Below are 19237 nucleotides of genomic sequence, written 5' to 3'. Positions count from 1 at the left end.
AAGTTCTTGTAATCTATAAATATCACTTTCTTGATTAAACGAGATCTTTGCACGTTGATATGTTTCTAAACGATCTTGCGCTTGAATAGTAAAAAATGAAAATAATAATATTAAAAAGACAATCTTTTTCATCGATTCAGGCAAATTTATTATTGAACTCTTCTTGACTTTTTGTTTCTAAACAAAAAGTCAAGAAGAGTTCAATATGTTTGAATATATAAATAGGTATTTCTACCCCTAAATTACATTATTTTAGTTATTTAGATCAATCCATTTGCGAGCATTCTCAAAAGCTTCAATCCAAGGAGATACTTCATCTTGTCTACCATCTGGATAATTTGCCCAATTCCATTGAAATATAGAGCGCTCTATATGTGGCATAGTTACTAGATGACGACCACTTTTATCACAAAGCATGGCTGTCTCATAATCTGACCCATTAGGGTTTGCAGGATAACCACGATACTCATATTTTGCAATAATATTATATTCATGCTCGTGCATAGGAAGGTTAAATTTTCCTTCTCCATGACTTATCCATACACCTAAAGTAGTTCCAGAAAGACTATGTAACATGATACTATTATTGTTTCCTATAAGAACACTTGTAAAATTACTTTCATGTTTCCCAGAATCATTATGTGTCATTTTTGATAAATGCTCATGATCTGGATTGATAAGATCTAACTCTAAAAAGAGTTGGCATCCGTTACAAATACCTATGGATAGTGTGTCTGGTCTAGCAAAGAAATTCTTTAAAGCTTTATTTGCTTTTTCATTATATAAGAATGCACCAGCCCATCCTTTTGCAGAGCCTAATACATCACTATTGGAAAAACCACCTACTGCTCCTATAAATTGAATATCTTCTAGTGTTTCTCTTCCCGAAATTAAATCGGTCATGTGAACATCTTTTACATCAAAACCAGCAAGATACATAGCATTAGCCATCTCTCTTTCAGAATTACTTCCTTTTTCTCGTAATATGGCAGCCTTAGGTCTAGGCGTATTAGGGTTTATCTGTGGACGCTTTCCTGTAAAATGTCCAGGGAAAGCATAGCGTAAAGGTTGTACTTTATAATTATCAAATCGTTCTTTTGCTAGATCGTTTGCTGTTTGTTTACTATCTAATAAATAAGATGTTTTATACCAAGTATCTCGTAAAGAAGGTACATTGAGTCCTAATTCTACCCCATGGTTCTTAATTTCTAGAGTATCAGAATGGTTTACAGTTCCTATTTTTGAGAAAGAAATCCCTTGTTCTGCTAAGACACCTTCTACAGTATCATCTTTTGCTTGAAAAACAATTCCAGCATTTTCGGCAAAAAGTACTTTAATAATATCTTGTTCTCCTAAATCAGAAAGATCTAAAGATGCTCCTAATAGCTCATCTGCAAAGCAAAGTTCTAGTAACGTAGTAATAAGGCCACCACTAGCAACATCATGTCCAGCAACAATAAGATCATTTTTGATAAGATGTTGTATGGTATTAAACGCTTTCGCGAAAGCGGAATCATCTACAATCGTAGGTGCTTCGTTTCCTATAGTATTACATACTTGTGCAAAGCTTGAACCTCCTAATTTATAGGAATCTTGAGACATATTAATGTAATAGACACTTCCTCTTCCTTTTTTGAAAACAGGCTCTACTACTTTATTAATATCATTACAATTTCCTGCTGCCGAAATAACAACAGTACCAGGAGCAATGACATCTCCATCTGGATATTTTTGCTTCATAGAAAGGCTGTCCTTTCCAGTAGGAACATTAATACCTAGGTTAATTGCAAAATCAGAGATTGCTTGGACTGCTTTATATAGACGTGCGTCTTCCCCTTCATTTTTACAAGGCCACATCCAGTTTGCAGAGAGGCTTACCGATTTTAAGTTTTCTGTAAGTGGCGCCCATACGATATTTGTTAATGCTTCTGCAATACTATTCTTACTGCCTGCAACAGGATCTATTAAACCACTTACTGGTGAATGACCAATAGAAGTTGCGATCCCTTCAGTGCTTTTATAATCTAAAGCCATAACGCCTACATTATTAAGAGGTAATTGTAATGGTCCTGCACATTGCTGTTTTGCGACACGTCCGCCTACACAGCGGTCTACTTTATTAGTAAGCCAATCTTTACATGCTACAGCTTCTAGTTGTAATACGTTTTCTAGATAGTCATGAAAGTTTTCTAATTGATAATCTGGATTTAGGTATGTACGTTGTATTGTTTTATCTACCATAACAGTTTTAGGAGAACTTCCAAACATGTCTTCTAAAGCTAGATTCATAGGAGATGCTCCTGTAGATTCACTTACAAAGCAAAAGCGATGATCTTCTGTTACTTCTCCTACTTCATACATAGGAGAGCGTTCACGGTCAGAAATACGTTTAAGTGTTTCTATATCTTTTTCTCCTATCACAAGTCCCATACGTTCTTGAGATTCGTTACCTATAATTTCTTTTGCAGATAGTGTTTTATCCCCTACTGGAAGTTTGTCAAGATTGATGTGCCCTCCTGTTTCTTCTACAAGTTCAGAAAGACAGTTAAGATGCCCTCCTGCGCCATGATCGTGTATAGATACAATAGGATTCTCTTTACTTTCTACAAGACCACGTATTGCATTTGCAGCACGTTTTTGCATTTCAGGATTAGAACGTTGTATTGCATTTAATTCTATTCCAGAATTAAATGCTCCGGTATCGGCAGATGATACTGCTGCACCTCCCATTCCTATACGATAGTTCTCACCTCCAAGGATTACAATTTTGTCACCTTCTTTAGGAGTGTCTTTTATCGCTTGGCTTTTTTTACCATATCCGATACCTCCAGCTTGCATGATTACTTTATCATAGCCTAGTTTACGACCTTCTTCTTGATGTTCAAAAGTGAGAACAGACCCAGTAATAAGCGGTTGTCCAAATTTATTTCCAAAATCAGATGCACCATTAGAAGCTTTAATTAAAAGATCAATAGGGGTTTGGTATAGCCATTTTCTAGCAGGCATTTTTTGTTCCCAAGTTCTATCTTCTGTAAGTCGTGAGTATGGAGTCATATATACGGCAGTACCAGCAAGTGGTAAAGATCCTTTTCCTCCAGCAAGTCTATCACGAATTTCTCCTCCAGATCCAGTTGCAGCTCCATTAAAAGGTTCTACAGTCGTAGGGAAATTGTGTGTTTCAGCTTTAAGCGAAATAACACTATCAAATTCTGTTTCGTGATAAAAATCAGGCTTGTCTGCTGTTTTAGGTGCAAATTGAGTAACACGAGGTCCTTCAGTAAAAGCCACATTATCTTTATATGCAGAAACAATTGTATTCGGATTTTCTGCAGCTGTTTTCTTAATAAGCTTAAATAAAGAAGAAGGCATTTCTTCTCCATCTATAATAAATGTACCATTAAATATTTTGTGGCGACAATGCTCCGAGTTTACTTGACTAAACCCAAACACTTCCGAATCGGTGAGTTTGCGACCTATTTTTTTTGAAACGTCTTCTAAATAGGCAACTTCTTCTTCATTTAAAGCAAGCCCTTCTTGTATATTATAGGCATTGATGTCGTCAAGCTCTATAATATCTTCTGGAGCTATATCAAATGTAAAGATGTCTTGATTAAGAGTAGCATACTTTTCAGATATCATCGGATCAAACAAATCACTATCCTCTGAAGAAGGAGTATATTCTTCTATACGAGTAATATTTTGGATTCCCATATTTTGTGTGATCTCTACAGCATTTGTACTCCAAGGAGTAATCATAGTAGCTCTAGGACCAATAAAAAAAGCGTCTATTGTGGACGCTTCTATCTTGGGTTGATTGCCAAAAAGCCATACAAGCTTTTTGCTATCTTCTTGTGTTAAATTTTGATTGCTTTGAACTGCAAAGACAGTTTTTTTTGGATCTCCGAAGAAGTAAATCATACAGGTGAGTATGTAGTGTTAAATAAAGGCGCAAATTTACGTTTTTTAGATAAACTATACACGATTATCTCATGCAGCTTGTAGATATTATAAACAGGTTTTTAACGTCACTGTTAATATGTATATATATATTAAATAGTAATAATTAATTGCGGATAATTTATATAATCTTATAATATATAGTTACTTTCGTTTCACTTTATACAAAAAAACTACATTTTTATGAAAAAACAAGTACTATTATTTGTAGCAATCCTCTTTTTAAGTTTAGCAGGTTTTGCACAAGAAACTAATGGCCCTAGTCAGACTGCAGAAGCAGTTTTCAAAGGGAAGACGCAACCACTTAGAGATATTCAAACTACACAAGATGGAAGTTTTGGAGTTAATGAACTTGTCATAGTTCCAAACCGTTATGAAGGTTCATTTGATAACTTAGTAGATGGTCAGTCTAATTCTGCAGCTACTTTACAAACAGAAATGGGGCCACTTTTGGCACCTGATGCTATTGAGGCTAATTTTACAGGAATAGGCGCTACAGGATTTCTTCCACCTGATCCTACAGGAGCCGTAGGTCCTAATCATTATGTGCAAGCAGTTAATTCTTCAATTGCAATTTTTTCGAAAGATGGTGATTTAGAAGTTGGACCTGTTGCTTTAGGAACTTTTTTAGGGAATCCTTCTAATAGTGGAGATCCAATTATTTTATATGATCAATTAGCAGATAGATGGTTAGTGAGTGAGTTTGGTCAAGGGGCTCAATCTCTATTAGTTGCAATTTCAGAAACATCAGATCCTGGAGGAGCTTATTTTCTTTATGAAATTCTTAATGGTCAATTTGAAGATTACCCACATTACTCTATATGGCCTGATGGATATTACCTTACAACCAATGCCAATGGTGGTGGTGGTGGATTTAATCCTAGAGAAGTTTTTGTATTAGAACGTGATGCGATGTTAATTGGAGATCCAAATGCACAACTTGTTGGACTTAACCTCACAGGACAATTTGCAAATCCAACTACAATTTTTAGTGCTGCATCTGCAAATCTAACTGGTTTTGCAATTCCTGAAGATTCACCTGGATTTTTTATTTATTTACAAGATGATACTTGGAACGGAAGTATAGATACAGATCAATTATTAATATGGGAAGCTGTTATTGATTGGGATGATACTAGTAATTCTACAATCTCTGCAACCCCTCAAGAAATTCCTGTAGACGCATTTGATTCTCTATTCGCTGCTTTTGGAGTTGGAGAAATAAACCAACCTGGTACAACACAAGAATTAGCAGGTCAAGGTGGTATCATATCGTATATGGCAAACTATAGAGTGTTTGAAGATCATAATTCTTGGTTAATTACTTTTAATGTTGATGTAGATGGAAATGATACATCAGGAATTAGATGGATAGAGCTTCGTAATACAGATGCAGATAATACATGGACATTATTTCAAGAAGGTACTTATGCGCCAGATGATGGTAATAGTCGTTTTATGAGTAGTGCAGCTATGGATGCTCAAGGTAATATAGGATTAGCTTATAATATTGGTGGTGCCAGTATGCCAGTTGGAATTCGTCATACAGGACGATTTGCTACAGATCCATTAGGTCAAATGACAGTAGAAGAAAATGTAATATTTGATGGACCAGGAGTGCAAACAAACTCAAATCGCTTTGGGGATTATGCACACATGACATTAGATCCAAATGAATTTACTTTTTGGCATACAACTCAATATTTTTCATCAAATAATGTTTGGGCGACAAGAATTGCTTCTTTTAGACTATCTGATGGATTTGCTAATGATGTAGGAGTAAATGGTTTTGTATCTCCTACTACTGGAGATCTTACTGACACAGAAACTGTAGAGGTAATCTTAAGAAACTTCGGAACAGAAGATCAATCTAATATTCCTTTAGAATTAAGATTAGATGGTGCTCTTATTGCTAATGAGACATTTACAGGTACAATAGCTGGTGGAGATTCTGTAAATTATACATTTACAGCAACTGTGGATTTAAGTATTGAAAATCAAACTTATGTAGTTTCTGCTAGCACACTACTAGATGGAGACCAACAAACTGTAAATGATGATGCTTCTATTGAAGTAACGCACCTTTTTGCAGATGATATAGGTGTATCTGCTATTACTTCTCCTACTTCAGGGACATTAGGGTTAGAAGATGTTACAGTTGATATAACTAACTTTGGTGGAATTGCACAATCTAACTTTGAAGTACAATATATCTTAGATACAGAAGATCCAGTAGTAGAAACTTTTACAGGAAACGTTCCGGCTAACTCAACAGTGAGTTATACGTTTACGACGCAGGTAGATCTTACTGCCGCGGGTAATTATACGCTTGTTTCAAGAACAAACTTAGCAGGAGATCAAGATCCGTCTAATGACGAAGCAAGTATTGATTTATTAAATATTTGTATGCCTACATCTACCAATGGATGTAACGTAGATGGAATCAAACAATTTGTTTTAAATACGATTAATGCTGATGATGGAGGTAATGGATGTAATACAGAACCAGATAGTAGTCCTCAAGGATATGCAAATAGAACAAATTTATCTACAACGTTAAGTAATGTAACTGGTCAAAACGAATATGTTCTTCAAGCTCAACAAAACTGGGTAGGTGGACCAGGTGTAGAAGCCCTTTCTGTATGGATTGATTTTAATGATAATGGGGATTTTGAAGATTCAGAGCAATTAATAGCTGGTGAATTTTTCCAAGAAGTAGGAGTTCTTGAAGATTTTAATCTAGTAATTCCAGTTGGGTCTACTATTGGTAGCCATATACTAAGAGCAAAAGCTATAGATACTTCTGCTGCAGGAGATATTAATAATGCGTGTTCTAGCTTTGCTTTTGGTGAGGTTCAAGATTACACAGTAATCATTGATGACACATTAGGTGTAGATGATATCGCATTTGCAAATTCTGAATTTACAGTTTCTACGTTGGATAACGAGAATTTTGATATTCAATTATCTTCAAATTTAGAAGGAAATATCTATATAGGTGTTTATAATTCACTAGGACAACAGTTAAAGTACAAGCAAGTACAACGAGAAGGAAATACCTTTAGAGTAGCATTAGATATGTCTAATGTAGCTTCTGGTGTATATTTTGTAAAAATGATGACAACCGGATCTAGTCGATTTAAAACAGAGAAAATACTAGTTAAATAAAACTAATGTTTTATTTAAAATAAAAAGCGGGCAATGCCCGCTTTTTTATGCTCTAAAAAGAAAATACTTTCTTAGGTTAATGAGGAATAAGTAATTGATTATTAACATTTATATCATTGTTTTTGCAATGAAAAACAAATTATTTTATGATATAAAAAGATAATCTTATAATATATAGTTACTTTCGTATCGATTTATACTAAAAACTACATATTATGAAAAAAACAATCCTACTTTTAGTAGCATTTATTACTACTATTAATTTATTTGCTCAGGATGCTACTGCACCTGGCTCAATTGGAGAAGGGGTCTTTCTCGGCAAGACAATGCCATTAAGAGATTTCCCTTTAATTACTGAAGCGCCCGATGGTAAAACAGACTATCGCATTGTTCCTAATAATTTTCCTGTAAATGGATATATTACTGAAAATTCGCTTCCTGCTGGCGTAGACCCTGTTATACAATCTACTGTTAATATGGCTGCTCAACAGAGAAACTTAGAACAGAACTTTGTTGGAATTACTGCTGCCGAAGGTGGAGCAACACCTCCAGATCCATCTGGAGCCGTTGGTCCTAATCATTATGTGAATGCAGTAAACGTTGTTGTTAAGATTTTTGACAAATCAGGTAATGTACTTGCAGGTCCTACATCTTTAGGTAATTTTATTGGTGATGGTCAAAATAGTGGAGATCCTATTATTATGTATGACCAATTAGCAGACCGCTGGTTTGTAAGTCAATTTAATACGTCTAATAATGGATTATCTATCGCTATTTCTGAAACTCCAGATCCAACAGGAGCTTATTTTTTATATGAATTTCCGTTAGATGCCTTTCCAGATTATCCTCATTATGCTGTATGGCATGATGCATATTATATGACTGCCAACAAAAATAGCGGTGCAAATGTATATGCTCTTGAAAGAGACGTAATGATAGCTGGTGGAGCAAATCCTCAAATTTTAGGATTTAACTTACCTGGTGTAATTAATAACCCTAATACGGTTTTTAGTCCTGAGCCAGCTTATCTTACTGGAACTGATTTTGACCCTGCATCTCCTGGATACATTACGTATTTACAAGATGATGGTTGGGGAGCAGCTACTGACCATTTGAAAGTATGGGAAATGGATATTGATTTTGGTACACCTGCAAATTCTACAGTGTCTGCGCCACTTGAAATCCCTGTAGCTCCTTTTGATTCTTTTCTAGCCCCATTTGGAGCAGGAGAATTACAGCAACCAGGAACAGGACAACGTATTGATATGATAACAGGAGTTATCTCTTACGCTGCTCATTACAGACCTTTTGCAAATCACAATTCTTGGTTAGTTACTTTTAATGTTGATGCATTAGGAGATAATACAACTGCTGGAGTACGTTGGATTGAATTACGAAATAGTGATACTGATGATTGGGCTGTTCATCAAGAAGGAACATATGCACCAGCAGATGGTAATAGCCGTTTTATGGGAAGTGGTGCCATAGACGCACAAGGTAATATTGGACTTGCTTTTAATGTTGGAGGACCAGATACACCGGTAGGAATTAGTTATACAGGAAGATTTGTAGATGATACACCTGGAGAAATGACAGTTCCAGAAGAAGTTATTGTTGTTGGAGGAGGAGTTCAGTCAACAACAAATCGTTTTGGAGACTATTCTCAACTTACAATGGATCCTGATAATTTTACTTTCTGGCATACAGCAGAATATTTTGCATCAAATAACTCTTGGGTAACACGTGTTGCTTCATTTAGCCTTTCAGGAGGTTTTGAAGTAGATGCAGGTGTTAATATGATTGTCTCTCCATCAAATGGAGCACTAACGGCTACGGAAACTGTAGAAGTAACAGTGAGAAACTTTGGAACAGAAGAAATTTCAGATGTACCAGTATCATTAAGTCTTGATGGAACTGTTGTTGCAAATGAAGTTGTTGCTGGACCTATTGCACCAGGAGCGTCAGTGAATTATACATTTACGCAAACATTAGATTTATCTGTAGAAGGACAAGAATATGATATTACAGTTTGTACAGGACTTGCAGGAGATCAGTTTGAAAATAATGATTGTACTACAAAAATAGTAAAACACTTATTTCAAAATGATCTTGGAGTTATAGCTATTATAGCACCAGTTTCTGGATCTAACCTTTCTGGAGCAGAAGCAGTAACTGTTACAATAGAAAACTTTGGATCTGCAACTCAAACAGATTTTGATGTAATACTTGATTTAGATGGCGCAATGACAACTGAGACTGTAGCAGGACCGATTGCATCTGGAGAAACATTAGATTATACATTTACAGCAACCGTAGATTTATCTTCTTTTCAAGATTACACTCTTTGTGTAGCGACAAGTCTTGCTGGTGATTCAGACACATCAAATGATTCTACTTGTGAAGCAATACAAAATACAGTATGTCAGCCTACATCTAACTGTGCAGGGTTTGATGATGGAGTAACACAATTTGCACTAGCAGATCAAGATATTGCAACAAACTGTGGAACTTCTCCAGCAGGATATAGTGATGATACTGATATCATATTTAATTTTGCACTTGGAAGTAATCCATTTGAAGGTGTATTACAAATGGGATTTGCCGATTCTGTTTTTGCTTTATGGATTGATTTTAATGATAACGGTGTTTTTGAAACTGAAGAATTAGTTGCAAATGATTTTGTAGCAGCAGCAAATAGTGATTTTGCATTTACAGTTGATTTTGAATCTATTCCGGCTGTAACATCTGGAGTTCATAGAATGAGACTTAGAGGTGAAGATGAGAGTACTGCTGGTGATGTATTAGATCCTTGTGGTGATTTACAATTTGGTAGAACAAATGATTATACTGCAAATATTACGGGTACTTTAAGTGCAGAAGAGCAAGCTATCCAAGATGGAGGTTTGGTTGTAAATACATTAGGGAATAATCGTTTTGATGTAGATTTAACAACTACGTATGATGGACCAATATTTATAGCAGTATACAATATGCTTGGACAACAACTTACGTATAAACCAATATCTAGAAGAAATAACGGACATGGTATTACATTAGATATGAATGCTATGGCATCTGGAGTATATATATTACGTCTTGGTAGTAGAGATCCTCAAGGATTTAAGACTGCAAGAATAATTGTACAGTAAACGAGAGTTTTATAAAAATAAAAAGGCGAGCATTGCTCGCCTTTTTTGTTTCTCAATAAGAGAAAAACTATTTAATAATTAATCTCTGAATACTATTTTGCATACGAATAAGATATACTCCAGATAGTAAGCCAGAAGTATCTATTGTTTTTGTTATACTAGAATCAGAAGGAATTTTTAATACTAGTTTTCCTGTAATGTCATATACTATAATATCTTCTAGTACCTGTGTCGCTGTTATAGATACAGAAGTTGTAGCTGGGTTAGGATATATAGATAGACTTGTAGTCTCAAAATCATCTGTTGCTAAAAGATCAAAAGGGTCTTCTGCTGGTTGGCCACCCCATATTAGTGTAGCAAAACTTGGGTTATCTATAAAAGGATTACGACTACCATATTCTATTTCTAATTGTGGATTACGTTGGTTTTCTACAGCAGATACAGGGTCTTCTACATTCCAATTTAGAAATACTTGAAGCATATCTGTTTCTCCTTCTGTAGCGCCTATTCCAGTAAATTCAGGAAGACATTGGTCCCCATATCGTACATACATATACATAATAATACGCGCGACATCTCCTTTCCATTCATCTCCAGGGTACCAATTACCAGAATTTACATCTCCAGAATTCCCAGACCCATCATCAAATTTTTTAGAACCACGACTCCCGTTACGCTGTACATCACTAGGGCGAAGATTATGAGGATCTGCAACAATACCAGTAGCACTATTTACTGCATTTCCCATAGGAGGCATTGATCTACTCCTTGGAAATACATGTTCACGGTTATACTCGCAACTATCTCCTCCAAAATTGTTTTTATCTCTTGTCCTATCTGTAGTACAATCACCATCAGTATCATTGAAGCCATATACTAATAATACATCATTAATATTGGTAGGATCTATATCTGTTATTAAAAATGAATCCCTTACATCTCCATAAGTATAGTCTTCATTAAAAACAGATATTTTACCTTGTAATTCTGTATATAATGCTTCTCCAGTGAGTGACAGGTCTACATCATCATAATAAGGTTGTTGTGCATTAAGGTTTATTGCACAAAAAGGAATAAGTAATAGTAATAGTTTTTTCATTTTTTCATTTTTTTACGCTTTTCGCGAAAGCAAAGCCATATAAAATCCATCATATCCTGTTTTTGCAGGACTTATCTTTTCATCTTGTGTGAGTGTAAAATTTGCCCCTTCTTCAGTGGCTAAAAAGTTTTTAATTTGTTCTTGATTTTCTTGAGGTAGTATAGAGCAGGTTGCATAGACCATTTTCCCTCCAGGTTTTACAATTTTGCTATATGACTGTAAAAGCTCTGCTTGGCGATCAATTACTTTTTGAACAAAATCAGGTTGTAATTTCCATTTAAGATCTGGACTTCTTTTAATGGTCCCTAATCCTGTACAAGGAGCATCTATTAAAACTCTATCTGCTTTACCATATAACTTTTTAAAGACCTTTGTACTATCTATAACACGAGGCTCTATATTATGAGCTCCTGCACGCTTAGCACGTCTTTTGAGCTCTTTAAGTTTCCCTTCATAGATATCCATAGCAATGATTTGCCCTTTGTTTTCCATAAGAGCTGCCAAGTGTAATGTTTTTCCTCCAGCTCCAGCACAAGTATCTACAACGCGCATTCCTGGTTGTACATCTAGAAAACGTGCGACACGTTGAGAGGAAGCATCCTGTACTTCAAAAAAGCCATTTTTAAACGCCTCTGTTCTAAACACATTTTTACGCTCTACAAGTTGTACTACATCTGGATATGCTTCTACAAGCAATGTATCTATATCTTGATCTGCAAGAAGGTTACGTAAGTTCTTTGGAGTTGTTTTAAGACTGTTTGCTCTTAAAACAACAGGAGCAAGTGCATTAAGAGCAGCTAGTTCTTTATCCCATTGTTTTCCTAACGCCTTTTCACCCAAAGCATCCATCCAATCTGGAATAGACTCTCTGTATTTTCTAATCTTTGATAATTCATCAAAACGACCTTTAATTCTTCTAGAAGGAACAGGTTCCATTTGTTTCCAATCAGGAATTTCTATACCTCTTAATGTTGCCCAAACAGCAAAAAGTCTAAAGAGATTTTGTCTTGAGTATGGAGCTTTTACTTCTGCTATTTCAGAATATAATCGTTTCCAACGAACAATATCATATACCGTTTCTGCAATGAAACCTCGGTCACGAGCGCCCCATCGTTTATCAAATTTAAGAACTTGTTTTAATACCTTATCTGCTTGCTTATCTTCATTAAATATGAGATTTAAAGCATCTACAGCTGCAAAAACAAGGTTACGATGTAATTTCATAATTTCTATTAAGTTGCAAAGGTATTGCTTCTCTCATTAATAGTACTATTTTTGATAAAATTTAAGCAATGAGAAATGCCATTTTCCTGTTCATTATTATATGTTGTTCTTGTAATAAAAAAGAAACAAATGAACCGTCGCCAACTAGAGGTGTGCCTCTAGCACCTATTTCTGGAGTATCTATTGATGTTATATATCAAGATTCTACAAGTATACGTGCTGTAGAGGTTTCTGAACATGAGATTCTTTTTGCAGGGAGTAATGGGGTATATGGTAATTTTAAAATAAACCCAATTTCAACATCTGATGATGGGGCAGTGGTACCTTCTTATTTTAAAACAAAAAATAGTGGCGCTATTGATTTTTTAGATAAAAAACCAGCATTTAGGTCGCTAGCAAATACGACAGATGCCTTTTTTGTACTTAGTATTGCAAGCCCAGCACTTTTATATAAAATAGATAAAAATTCAGAAGAAATAAATCTAGTATATATAGAACAAGTAGAGGGAGTTTTTTATGATGCTATGACATTTTGGAATGATCAAGAAGGGATTGCTATGGGTGATCCAGTAGATGGATGTTTATCTATTATCATTACAAGAGATGGAGGTGCTACTTGGCAAAAGAAAGCATGTGTTACATTACCTAAAACAGAAGTTGGAGAAGCAGCTTTTGCAGCTAGTGATACTAATATTAAAATTATAGGAGATCACGCTTGGATTATTACTGGAGGTTTAAAATCTAGAGTATTGCATAGCTCTGATAAAGGAGAAACTTGGGAGTTGTTTGATACCCCGATTATACAAGGAAGTGAGACTACCGGCGGATATTCTATGGATTTTTATGATGATAAGAATGGGATTGTATATGGGGGAGATTATACAACGCCAGAGATGACTACAAATAATATTATTCGTACACAGGATGGAGGTAAGACTTGGAGTTCTACAACAGCAGGTACAAACCAAGGGTATAAAAGTTGTGTTCAATATGTGCCTTATAGTAATGGTAACGAGCTTATAGCATTAGGATTTACTGGGATTTCATATTCTCAAGATGGTGGAGATCATTGGAAAGAAATCTCTAAAGAGTCACTATTGAGTTTTCGATTTTTAAATGACAGTATTGCATATGCAGGAGGAAGAAATAAGTTAGTTAGACTTACTTTCCGCCGTTAGGACTATTAGAACGAGGCCCACCTCTGCCTTTTCGACCTCCTAATTTTCTGATAAGATTATGTTTAAAATCTTCTTCGGCTTTTAATAGAGTGAGAATCTTTTTTGATGAGATTACATTTTTTAATTGTGTGACTAAGCTCTCTCTAATATCTAGTTTGTCTTGTCCAAATTTTGATAATGTACTCAAAGCTGTATCTCCTTCTTTTTCTGAAATTGTTTTAAAATTTTCCTTCAAATCAGTGAGTAACTTACGTTCTTGACGTCTTAATTTTTGCATGCTTTTGTCGTAGTCATTGTATATAGGCCAAAAGACTTGTGCTTCCTTTGTAGAAAGGTCTAAGCGTTCTGTAATAAATGCTATTTTAAGAGACTTTATTTGTTCTTTACTAGGTCTTTGCGCCACTACAAGTGTAGAAAATGCTAACGCTAGAATAAGGAATGTTGTTTTCATAATATTATTGTATCATAAGATCATATTGATCTGTTGTTATGTCGAGATAATCTATTAATTCTGAATCTTCAAATTGTATTGTATTTGATAGATCATCAAACTCTTCATCTGTAAGTAAAGCACCAAGATCGTATTCTGATAATAAACTATTGTCAATTTCTAAATACTCAGCGATGCTATCATTTTCTATTGACTCAAATGATATTTGAGTTTCTTTAGGAAGGATCAAAAATAAAAATAAGACGATTGCAGCAACACCCGCAATCGCGTATGCCCATTTATTTTTATATAAGGTAATTACTTTTGGTTCTGGCTTTGTCTGTATTTCTATTTTATTTGCAAAAGAATCAAAATAACCATCAGGAACTTTAAATCCTGTTTCTCTTTTTGAACCAAGTAATTCTTCAAATTCAATTTGAACTTGTAAGCGCTCTTGAAAATCAATAAAATAATCGTCAGGAACGTTATAATTTATATCTTTTGGTATGTCATTATTCTTTTTCATTTTTTAATGTCTATATCAAACTTATATGTTTTTTAAAAATTCGGTAATCTTTTTTGTTGCGATATGATATGAGCTTTTTAGAGCTCCTACAGATGTATCCGTAATCTCACTTAATTGTTCATATGTAATATCATCAAAATACTTCATTCTAAATACACTTTGTTGTTTCTCTGGAAGACTTTGTATAGCTCTTTGTAATTTAAGTTGGATTTCATCTCCTTCAAAATAAGAGTCACTCTCTAAAGAGTCTATAAGTCTATCTTGTAATGCTTCACTGGATATCTGATATTGCTTTGCTCTTTTGTTTAAAAAAGTAAGGGCTTCATTGGTAGCTATTCTATATAACCATGTATATAGCTTGCTATCTCCTTTAAAATTACCAATACTGCGATGTACTTTTATAAAAACATTTTGTAATACATCATCTGTATCTTCATGATTCTTCACCATATGACGAATATGCCAATAAAGGCGTTCTTGGTATTGTTGCACCAATATATTGAAAGCCGAATGATTAGGCTTCTTTTTTAAGTCTTCTAAAAGTTGATTTTCTGTTATTTGAGTATCAATCACAATATATAGACTACATTTTTTTAAAAAAGTTTAATTTATTTTAAAATTTATTTCACCTCTGATAATGAGAAGGTTATGAAAATGTTATGATCTTAAATGTTTAAAATGATCGATAAAATACACGTTTATTAGGATAAAATGCACAAATTCTTTGTTTTATAAAAAGTAACGTGTTATATTTGAACCATCATTAAACAATGATCGACTTAAGAAACCCCAAATTCATATGTTGATTTAATTTTAAATATGCTTTTTGATACTACGAGCCCCAATTGTAGTATCAATATAATAACCTACTTAACCTAAAAAAGCTACTTTTTTTAAAAGTAGCTTTTTTTTATTCAAAAGATTGCATTGTCACTAATTTACTATAGACACCTTGTTTATCTAGTAGTTCCTGATGTTTCCCTTGTTCGACGATAACTCCTTTTTGCATAACGACAATTGTATCCGCGTTTTGAATCGTAGATAATCTATGCGCTATTACAATAGAGGTTCTATTTTGCATCATGTTTTCTAATGCCTTTTGAACCAATCGTTCACTCTCTGTATCTAGCGCAGAGGTGGCTTCATCCAGAATCATAATGGGAGGGTTTTTAAGTACCGCTCTCGCGATAGATAAGCGTTGTTTCTGACCTCCACTTAATTTACTGCCGCCATCTCCTATATTAGCATCAATACCTTCAGGTAAGTCTTGTACAAATTCCCAAGCATTAGCTATTTTTAATGCTTCTATGATTTCTTCGTCAGTAGCATTTTTATTTGCTACAAGTAAATTTCCTTTTATAGAATCGTTAAATAATATAGAATCTTGACTTACTAGACCTAAAAGACTTCTTAAAGACTCTTGTGTAATATTCTTTATATTTTCGCCATCTACTTCTATTTCTCCTTCTGTTACATCATAAAAGCGAGTAATTAGATTTGCAATGGTACTTTTTCCACTTCCACTTTGTCCTACAAGAGCAACTGTACTTCCTTTAGGAATAGTAACAGAAAAATCCTTTAATACCCATTCATTTTCATATTTGAAATGTACATTTTTAATATGAAGGGCTTCTTTAAAATCGTTTTTGGTTATAGCGTTAGGATGATCTTGTATTGTAGACTTTGTATCTAGTATCTCTAAAACTCTTTCTGCAGCAGCATTCCCTTTTTTAACATTGTAACTGGCTTTGCTTATTGCTTTTGCTGGAGTCAATATATTATAGGCAAGTCCCATATATGCGATAAAAGAACTACCATCCAAAGTACCGTCTATTAAAACCATTCTCCCTCCATACCATAATAGTATTGCAATAACAACAATGCCTAAAAATTCACTTGTTGGAGAGGCTAAATTTTGTCTATTTAAGAGGTTATTAGAAAATTTATAAAATCTATGTGTAGATGCTTTAAATTTATCACCAAATATTTTTTCAGCATTAAATACTTTTATAATCTTAAGTCCACCCAATGTTTCTTCAAGATTAGAAAGAAATATTCCTTGCTCTTTTTGAACACTATCAGATTTTTTCTTTAGACCCTTACCAATTCTAGAAATGATAAATCCAGAAATAGGAATAAATATGAAAACAAAAATGGTAAGCTTAACGCTTATCACTAGCATCATTAATATTGTAAAAATAATAGTAAGTGGCTCTCGCACGATGAGCTCTAGGATAGATAAAAACGAATGTTGTATTTCTAATACATCAGTTCCAGATCTAGCAAGTATATCTCCTTTTCTTTTTTCAGAAAAAAACGATATGGGTAGATCAACTATTTTATCATATAATTCATTTCTAATATCTCTTAATACTCCATTACGTAAAAATGTAATAAAATACATGGCTAAATATCTAAAAATGTTTTTTAATAAAAAGAGAGAAATAACCATCGATACTACTAATATCAATGCTTTTGATGGGTCATTTTGCGCATACTCTTGGATTTGATATGCTAAATAATCTTTGTAAAAATCTTTTAGATTTGTTATGCCCTGATAAATAGGTTTTATGATAACCCTTTCCTTATCCTTTTCAAACAAAACATCTAGCATTGGTATCAGTGCTATAAATGATAATGCGCTAAAAAGGGCATAAAAAACATTACTTATAATGTTTAGAACACCAAATTTTTTATAAGGAAGCGCAAAGCGCATGATCTTTTTAAAGTAATTCATATGTGATAGTATGCTTTCGCGAAAGCAAAATTAATTTATACGCCTAATGCATTTTTTATGCCATCTATACGGCGATCTAGTTGCGCTGAAATTGTGTCATACTCTTCTAGTGAGTTAAGTGCGGTATGAACACTGATGTAAAATTTAACTTTAGGCTCTGTCCCACTAGGTCTAGCAGCAATTTTACTTCCATCTTCTGTATAATAAATTAAAACATTAGATGCAGGGATATCTAGCGTCTCTACCTCGCCTGTCAGTATATTTGTTGCTTGTTGTGATTGATAATCTTCTACGCGTATTACTTTACTATTATTAATTTCCTGCATAGGTTGCTCACGTAAATCAATAAGCATCTGTTTGATTTCGGCAGCACCAGATTGTCCTTTCTTTACCAAGGCAATTAATATCTCTTTATAAAAACCATGCTTTACATAAAGATCTTTTAATTTTTGATGTAATGTTTGCCCTTTTGTTTTTGCTATGGCAGCTATTGTACAAGCAAGCAAAGAAGCAGTAACGGCATCTTTATCTCGTACAAAATCTCCTACCATATATCCAAAACTTTCTTCACCACCTCCTATAAAAAACTGTTGCGGGTAATCTTCAATCATTTTTGCGATCCATTTAAACCCTGTAAGTCCTATTTTGCATTCTACATCATAAGAGTTTGCTAGTATTTCCATCATTGGAGTAGACACAATGGTAGATCCTATAAAAGGAGTAGGGGGCTGGTTTTTGCTTTCGCGAAAGCGTTCTAATAAATAATCAGTCATTAAAATCATAGTCTGATTACCATTTAAGATCGCAAGTTTACCGTCATCACCACGTACGGCAATTCCTAATCGATCACAATCGGGATCTGTTCCTATAACAATATCTGCGTTTTTTTCTTCTCCTAACTCTAATGCCATTTTTAAAGCCGAAGGTTCTTCTGGGTTTGGAGAAGCTACTGTAGGGAAGTTTCCGTCGGGAACAGCTTGTTCTTCTACAATATGTAGGTTTGTAAAACCAGCTTGTCTAAGCGTATCCGGAACGAGTGTTATAGATGTACCGTGTAAAGATGTAAATACTATAGATAACTGTTCTTTTTCTTGTGTCGTAAGATCTGATGAAACATTAGCAATACTTGCATTTATAAATGCTTTATCAACTTCTTTATCAATAAGCTTGATACGATCTGCTTGCTCATTAAACCGAATATCTTTAAAGTCTAGAGACTCTATCTCTTTGATAATTTCTTTATCTTGAGGAGGGACTAATTGTCCTCCGTCTACCCAATATACTTTATATCCATTATACTCTGGTGGATTGTGACTTGCAGTAAGTACAATACCACATTGACAATCGAGTAACTTTACTGCAAAACTGAGTTCTGGAGTAGGTCGAAGGTCAGAAAATAGAAATACATCAATATCATTTGCCGAAAAAACATTGGCCACTATCTGTGCGAGTTCTTTACTATTATTCCTGCAATCGTATGCAATGGCTACTTTATGAGCTTGATCAGGGAAAACTCTTTTTAAATAACTAGAAAGCCCTTGTGTATTCTTACCTAAAGTATATTTATTTATTCTATTTGTACCTGGTCCCATGATACCACGCATACCTCCAGTACCAAATTCTAAATTTTTATAAAAACTATCTTCAAGTTCTTCAGGATTATAGGCTATATTTTCCTTTATAGCATCCTGAGTTTCCTTGTCAAAAGAGTTAGTTAACCAAGCATTTGCTTTATTGAGTATATCGGGTTTATGGTAGATCATAGTACG

General features: G+C 34.3%; 11 protein-coding genes. 3 read left to right on the top strand and 8 right to left on the bottom strand.

Going from position 1 to position 19237, the window contains the following annotated elements:
* Positions 1-252: 252 nt before the first annotated feature.
* Positions 253-3918, bottom strand: coding sequence for a phosphoribosylformylglycinamidine synthase (gene purL, locus ABJD27_RS06740; RefSeq protein ID WP_348167581.1), 3666 nt, complete (start codon positions 3916-3918; stop codon positions 253-255).
* Positions 3919-4140: 222 nt separating this feature from the next.
* Between purL and ABJD27_RS06735 the strand changes: the two genes are divergently transcribed.
* Together ABJD27_RS06735 and ABJD27_RS06730 are read left to right on the top strand one after the other, a co-directional pair.
* On the top strand, positions 4141-7125 hold the full coding sequence (locus ABJD27_RS06735) for a GEVED domain-containing protein (protein WP_348167579.1): 2985 nt from the start codon (positions 4141-4143) through the stop codon (positions 7123-7125).
* A gap of 215 nt (positions 7126-7340) precedes the next feature.
* Entirely contained in the window at positions 7341-10274 is a 2934-nt protein-coding gene (locus ABJD27_RS06730) for a CARDB domain-containing protein (RefSeq protein WP_348167576.1), read from the top strand.
* Between the two features lie 67 nt (positions 10275-10341).
* On the opposite strand, the gene ABJD27_RS06725 is transcribed toward ABJD27_RS06730, so the two are convergent.
* Together ABJD27_RS06725 and ABJD27_RS06720 are read right to left on the bottom strand one after the other, a co-directional pair.
* A complete protein-coding gene (locus ABJD27_RS06725) occupies positions 10342-11373 on the bottom strand; it encodes an endonuclease (RefSeq protein ID WP_348167573.1) in 1032 nt (343 codons plus the stop codon).
* A 12-nt stretch (positions 11374-11385) separates the two neighbouring features.
* Positions 11386-12597: a methyltransferase domain-containing protein gene (locus ABJD27_RS06720; RefSeq protein WP_348167570.1), complete on the bottom strand. Its 1212-nt coding sequence runs from the start codon at positions 12595-12597 to the stop codon at positions 11386-11388.
* 68 nt (positions 12598-12665) lie between these two features.
* On the opposite strand from ABJD27_RS06720, the gene ABJD27_RS06715 reads away from it, so the two are divergent.
* Positions 12666-13775 (top strand): oxidoreductase, encoded by a 1110-nt coding sequence (locus ABJD27_RS06715; RefSeq protein ID WP_348167567.1) that lies wholly within the window; start codon positions 12666-12668, stop codon positions 13773-13775.
* On the opposite strand, the gene ABJD27_RS06710 is transcribed toward ABJD27_RS06715, so the two are convergent.
* The 5 genes from ABJD27_RS06710 to ABJD27_RS06690 form a co-directional block, all read right to left on the bottom strand.
* Positions 13759-14226 (bottom strand): hypothetical protein, encoded by a 468-nt coding sequence (locus tag ABJD27_RS06710; protein WP_348167564.1) that lies wholly within the window; start codon positions 14224-14226, stop codon positions 13759-13761. The genes ABJD27_RS06715 and ABJD27_RS06710 overlap by 17 nt on opposite strands.
* 4 nt (positions 14227-14230) lie before the next feature.
* Positions 14231-14731, bottom strand: a complete 501-nt coding sequence (locus ABJD27_RS06705) for a hypothetical protein (protein ID WP_348167561.1) — start codon at positions 14729-14731, stop codon at positions 14231-14233.
* Positions 14732-14752: 21 nt separating this feature from the next.
* A complete protein-coding gene (locus tag ABJD27_RS06700; protein WP_348167558.1) occupies positions 14753-15304 on the bottom strand; it encodes a sigma-70 family RNA polymerase sigma factor in 552 nt (183 codons plus the stop codon).
* 337 nt (positions 15305-15641) lie between these two features.
* Positions 15642-17468, bottom strand: coding sequence for an ABC transporter ATP-binding protein (locus ABJD27_RS06695; RefSeq protein WP_348167555.1), 1827 nt, complete (start codon positions 17466-17468; stop codon positions 15642-15644).
* A gap of 35 nt (positions 17469-17503) precedes the next feature.
* Positions 17504-19231 carry a phospho-sugar mutase gene (locus tag ABJD27_RS06690; protein ID WP_348167552.1) on the bottom strand — a complete coding sequence of 576 codons (1728 nt, stop codon included), beginning with the start codon at positions 19229-19231 and terminating at the stop codon, positions 17504-17506.
* Positions 19232-19237: the final 6 nt, after the last annotated feature.

Origin of the sequence: Dokdonia sp., from assembly GCF_039945015.1 — a bacterium.
In the GTDB taxonomy this organism is placed as follows: Bacteria; Bacteroidota; Bacteroidia; order Flavobacteriales; family Flavobacteriaceae; genus Dokdonia.
This window is presented reverse-complemented; position numbering and strand designations above follow the sequence as displayed.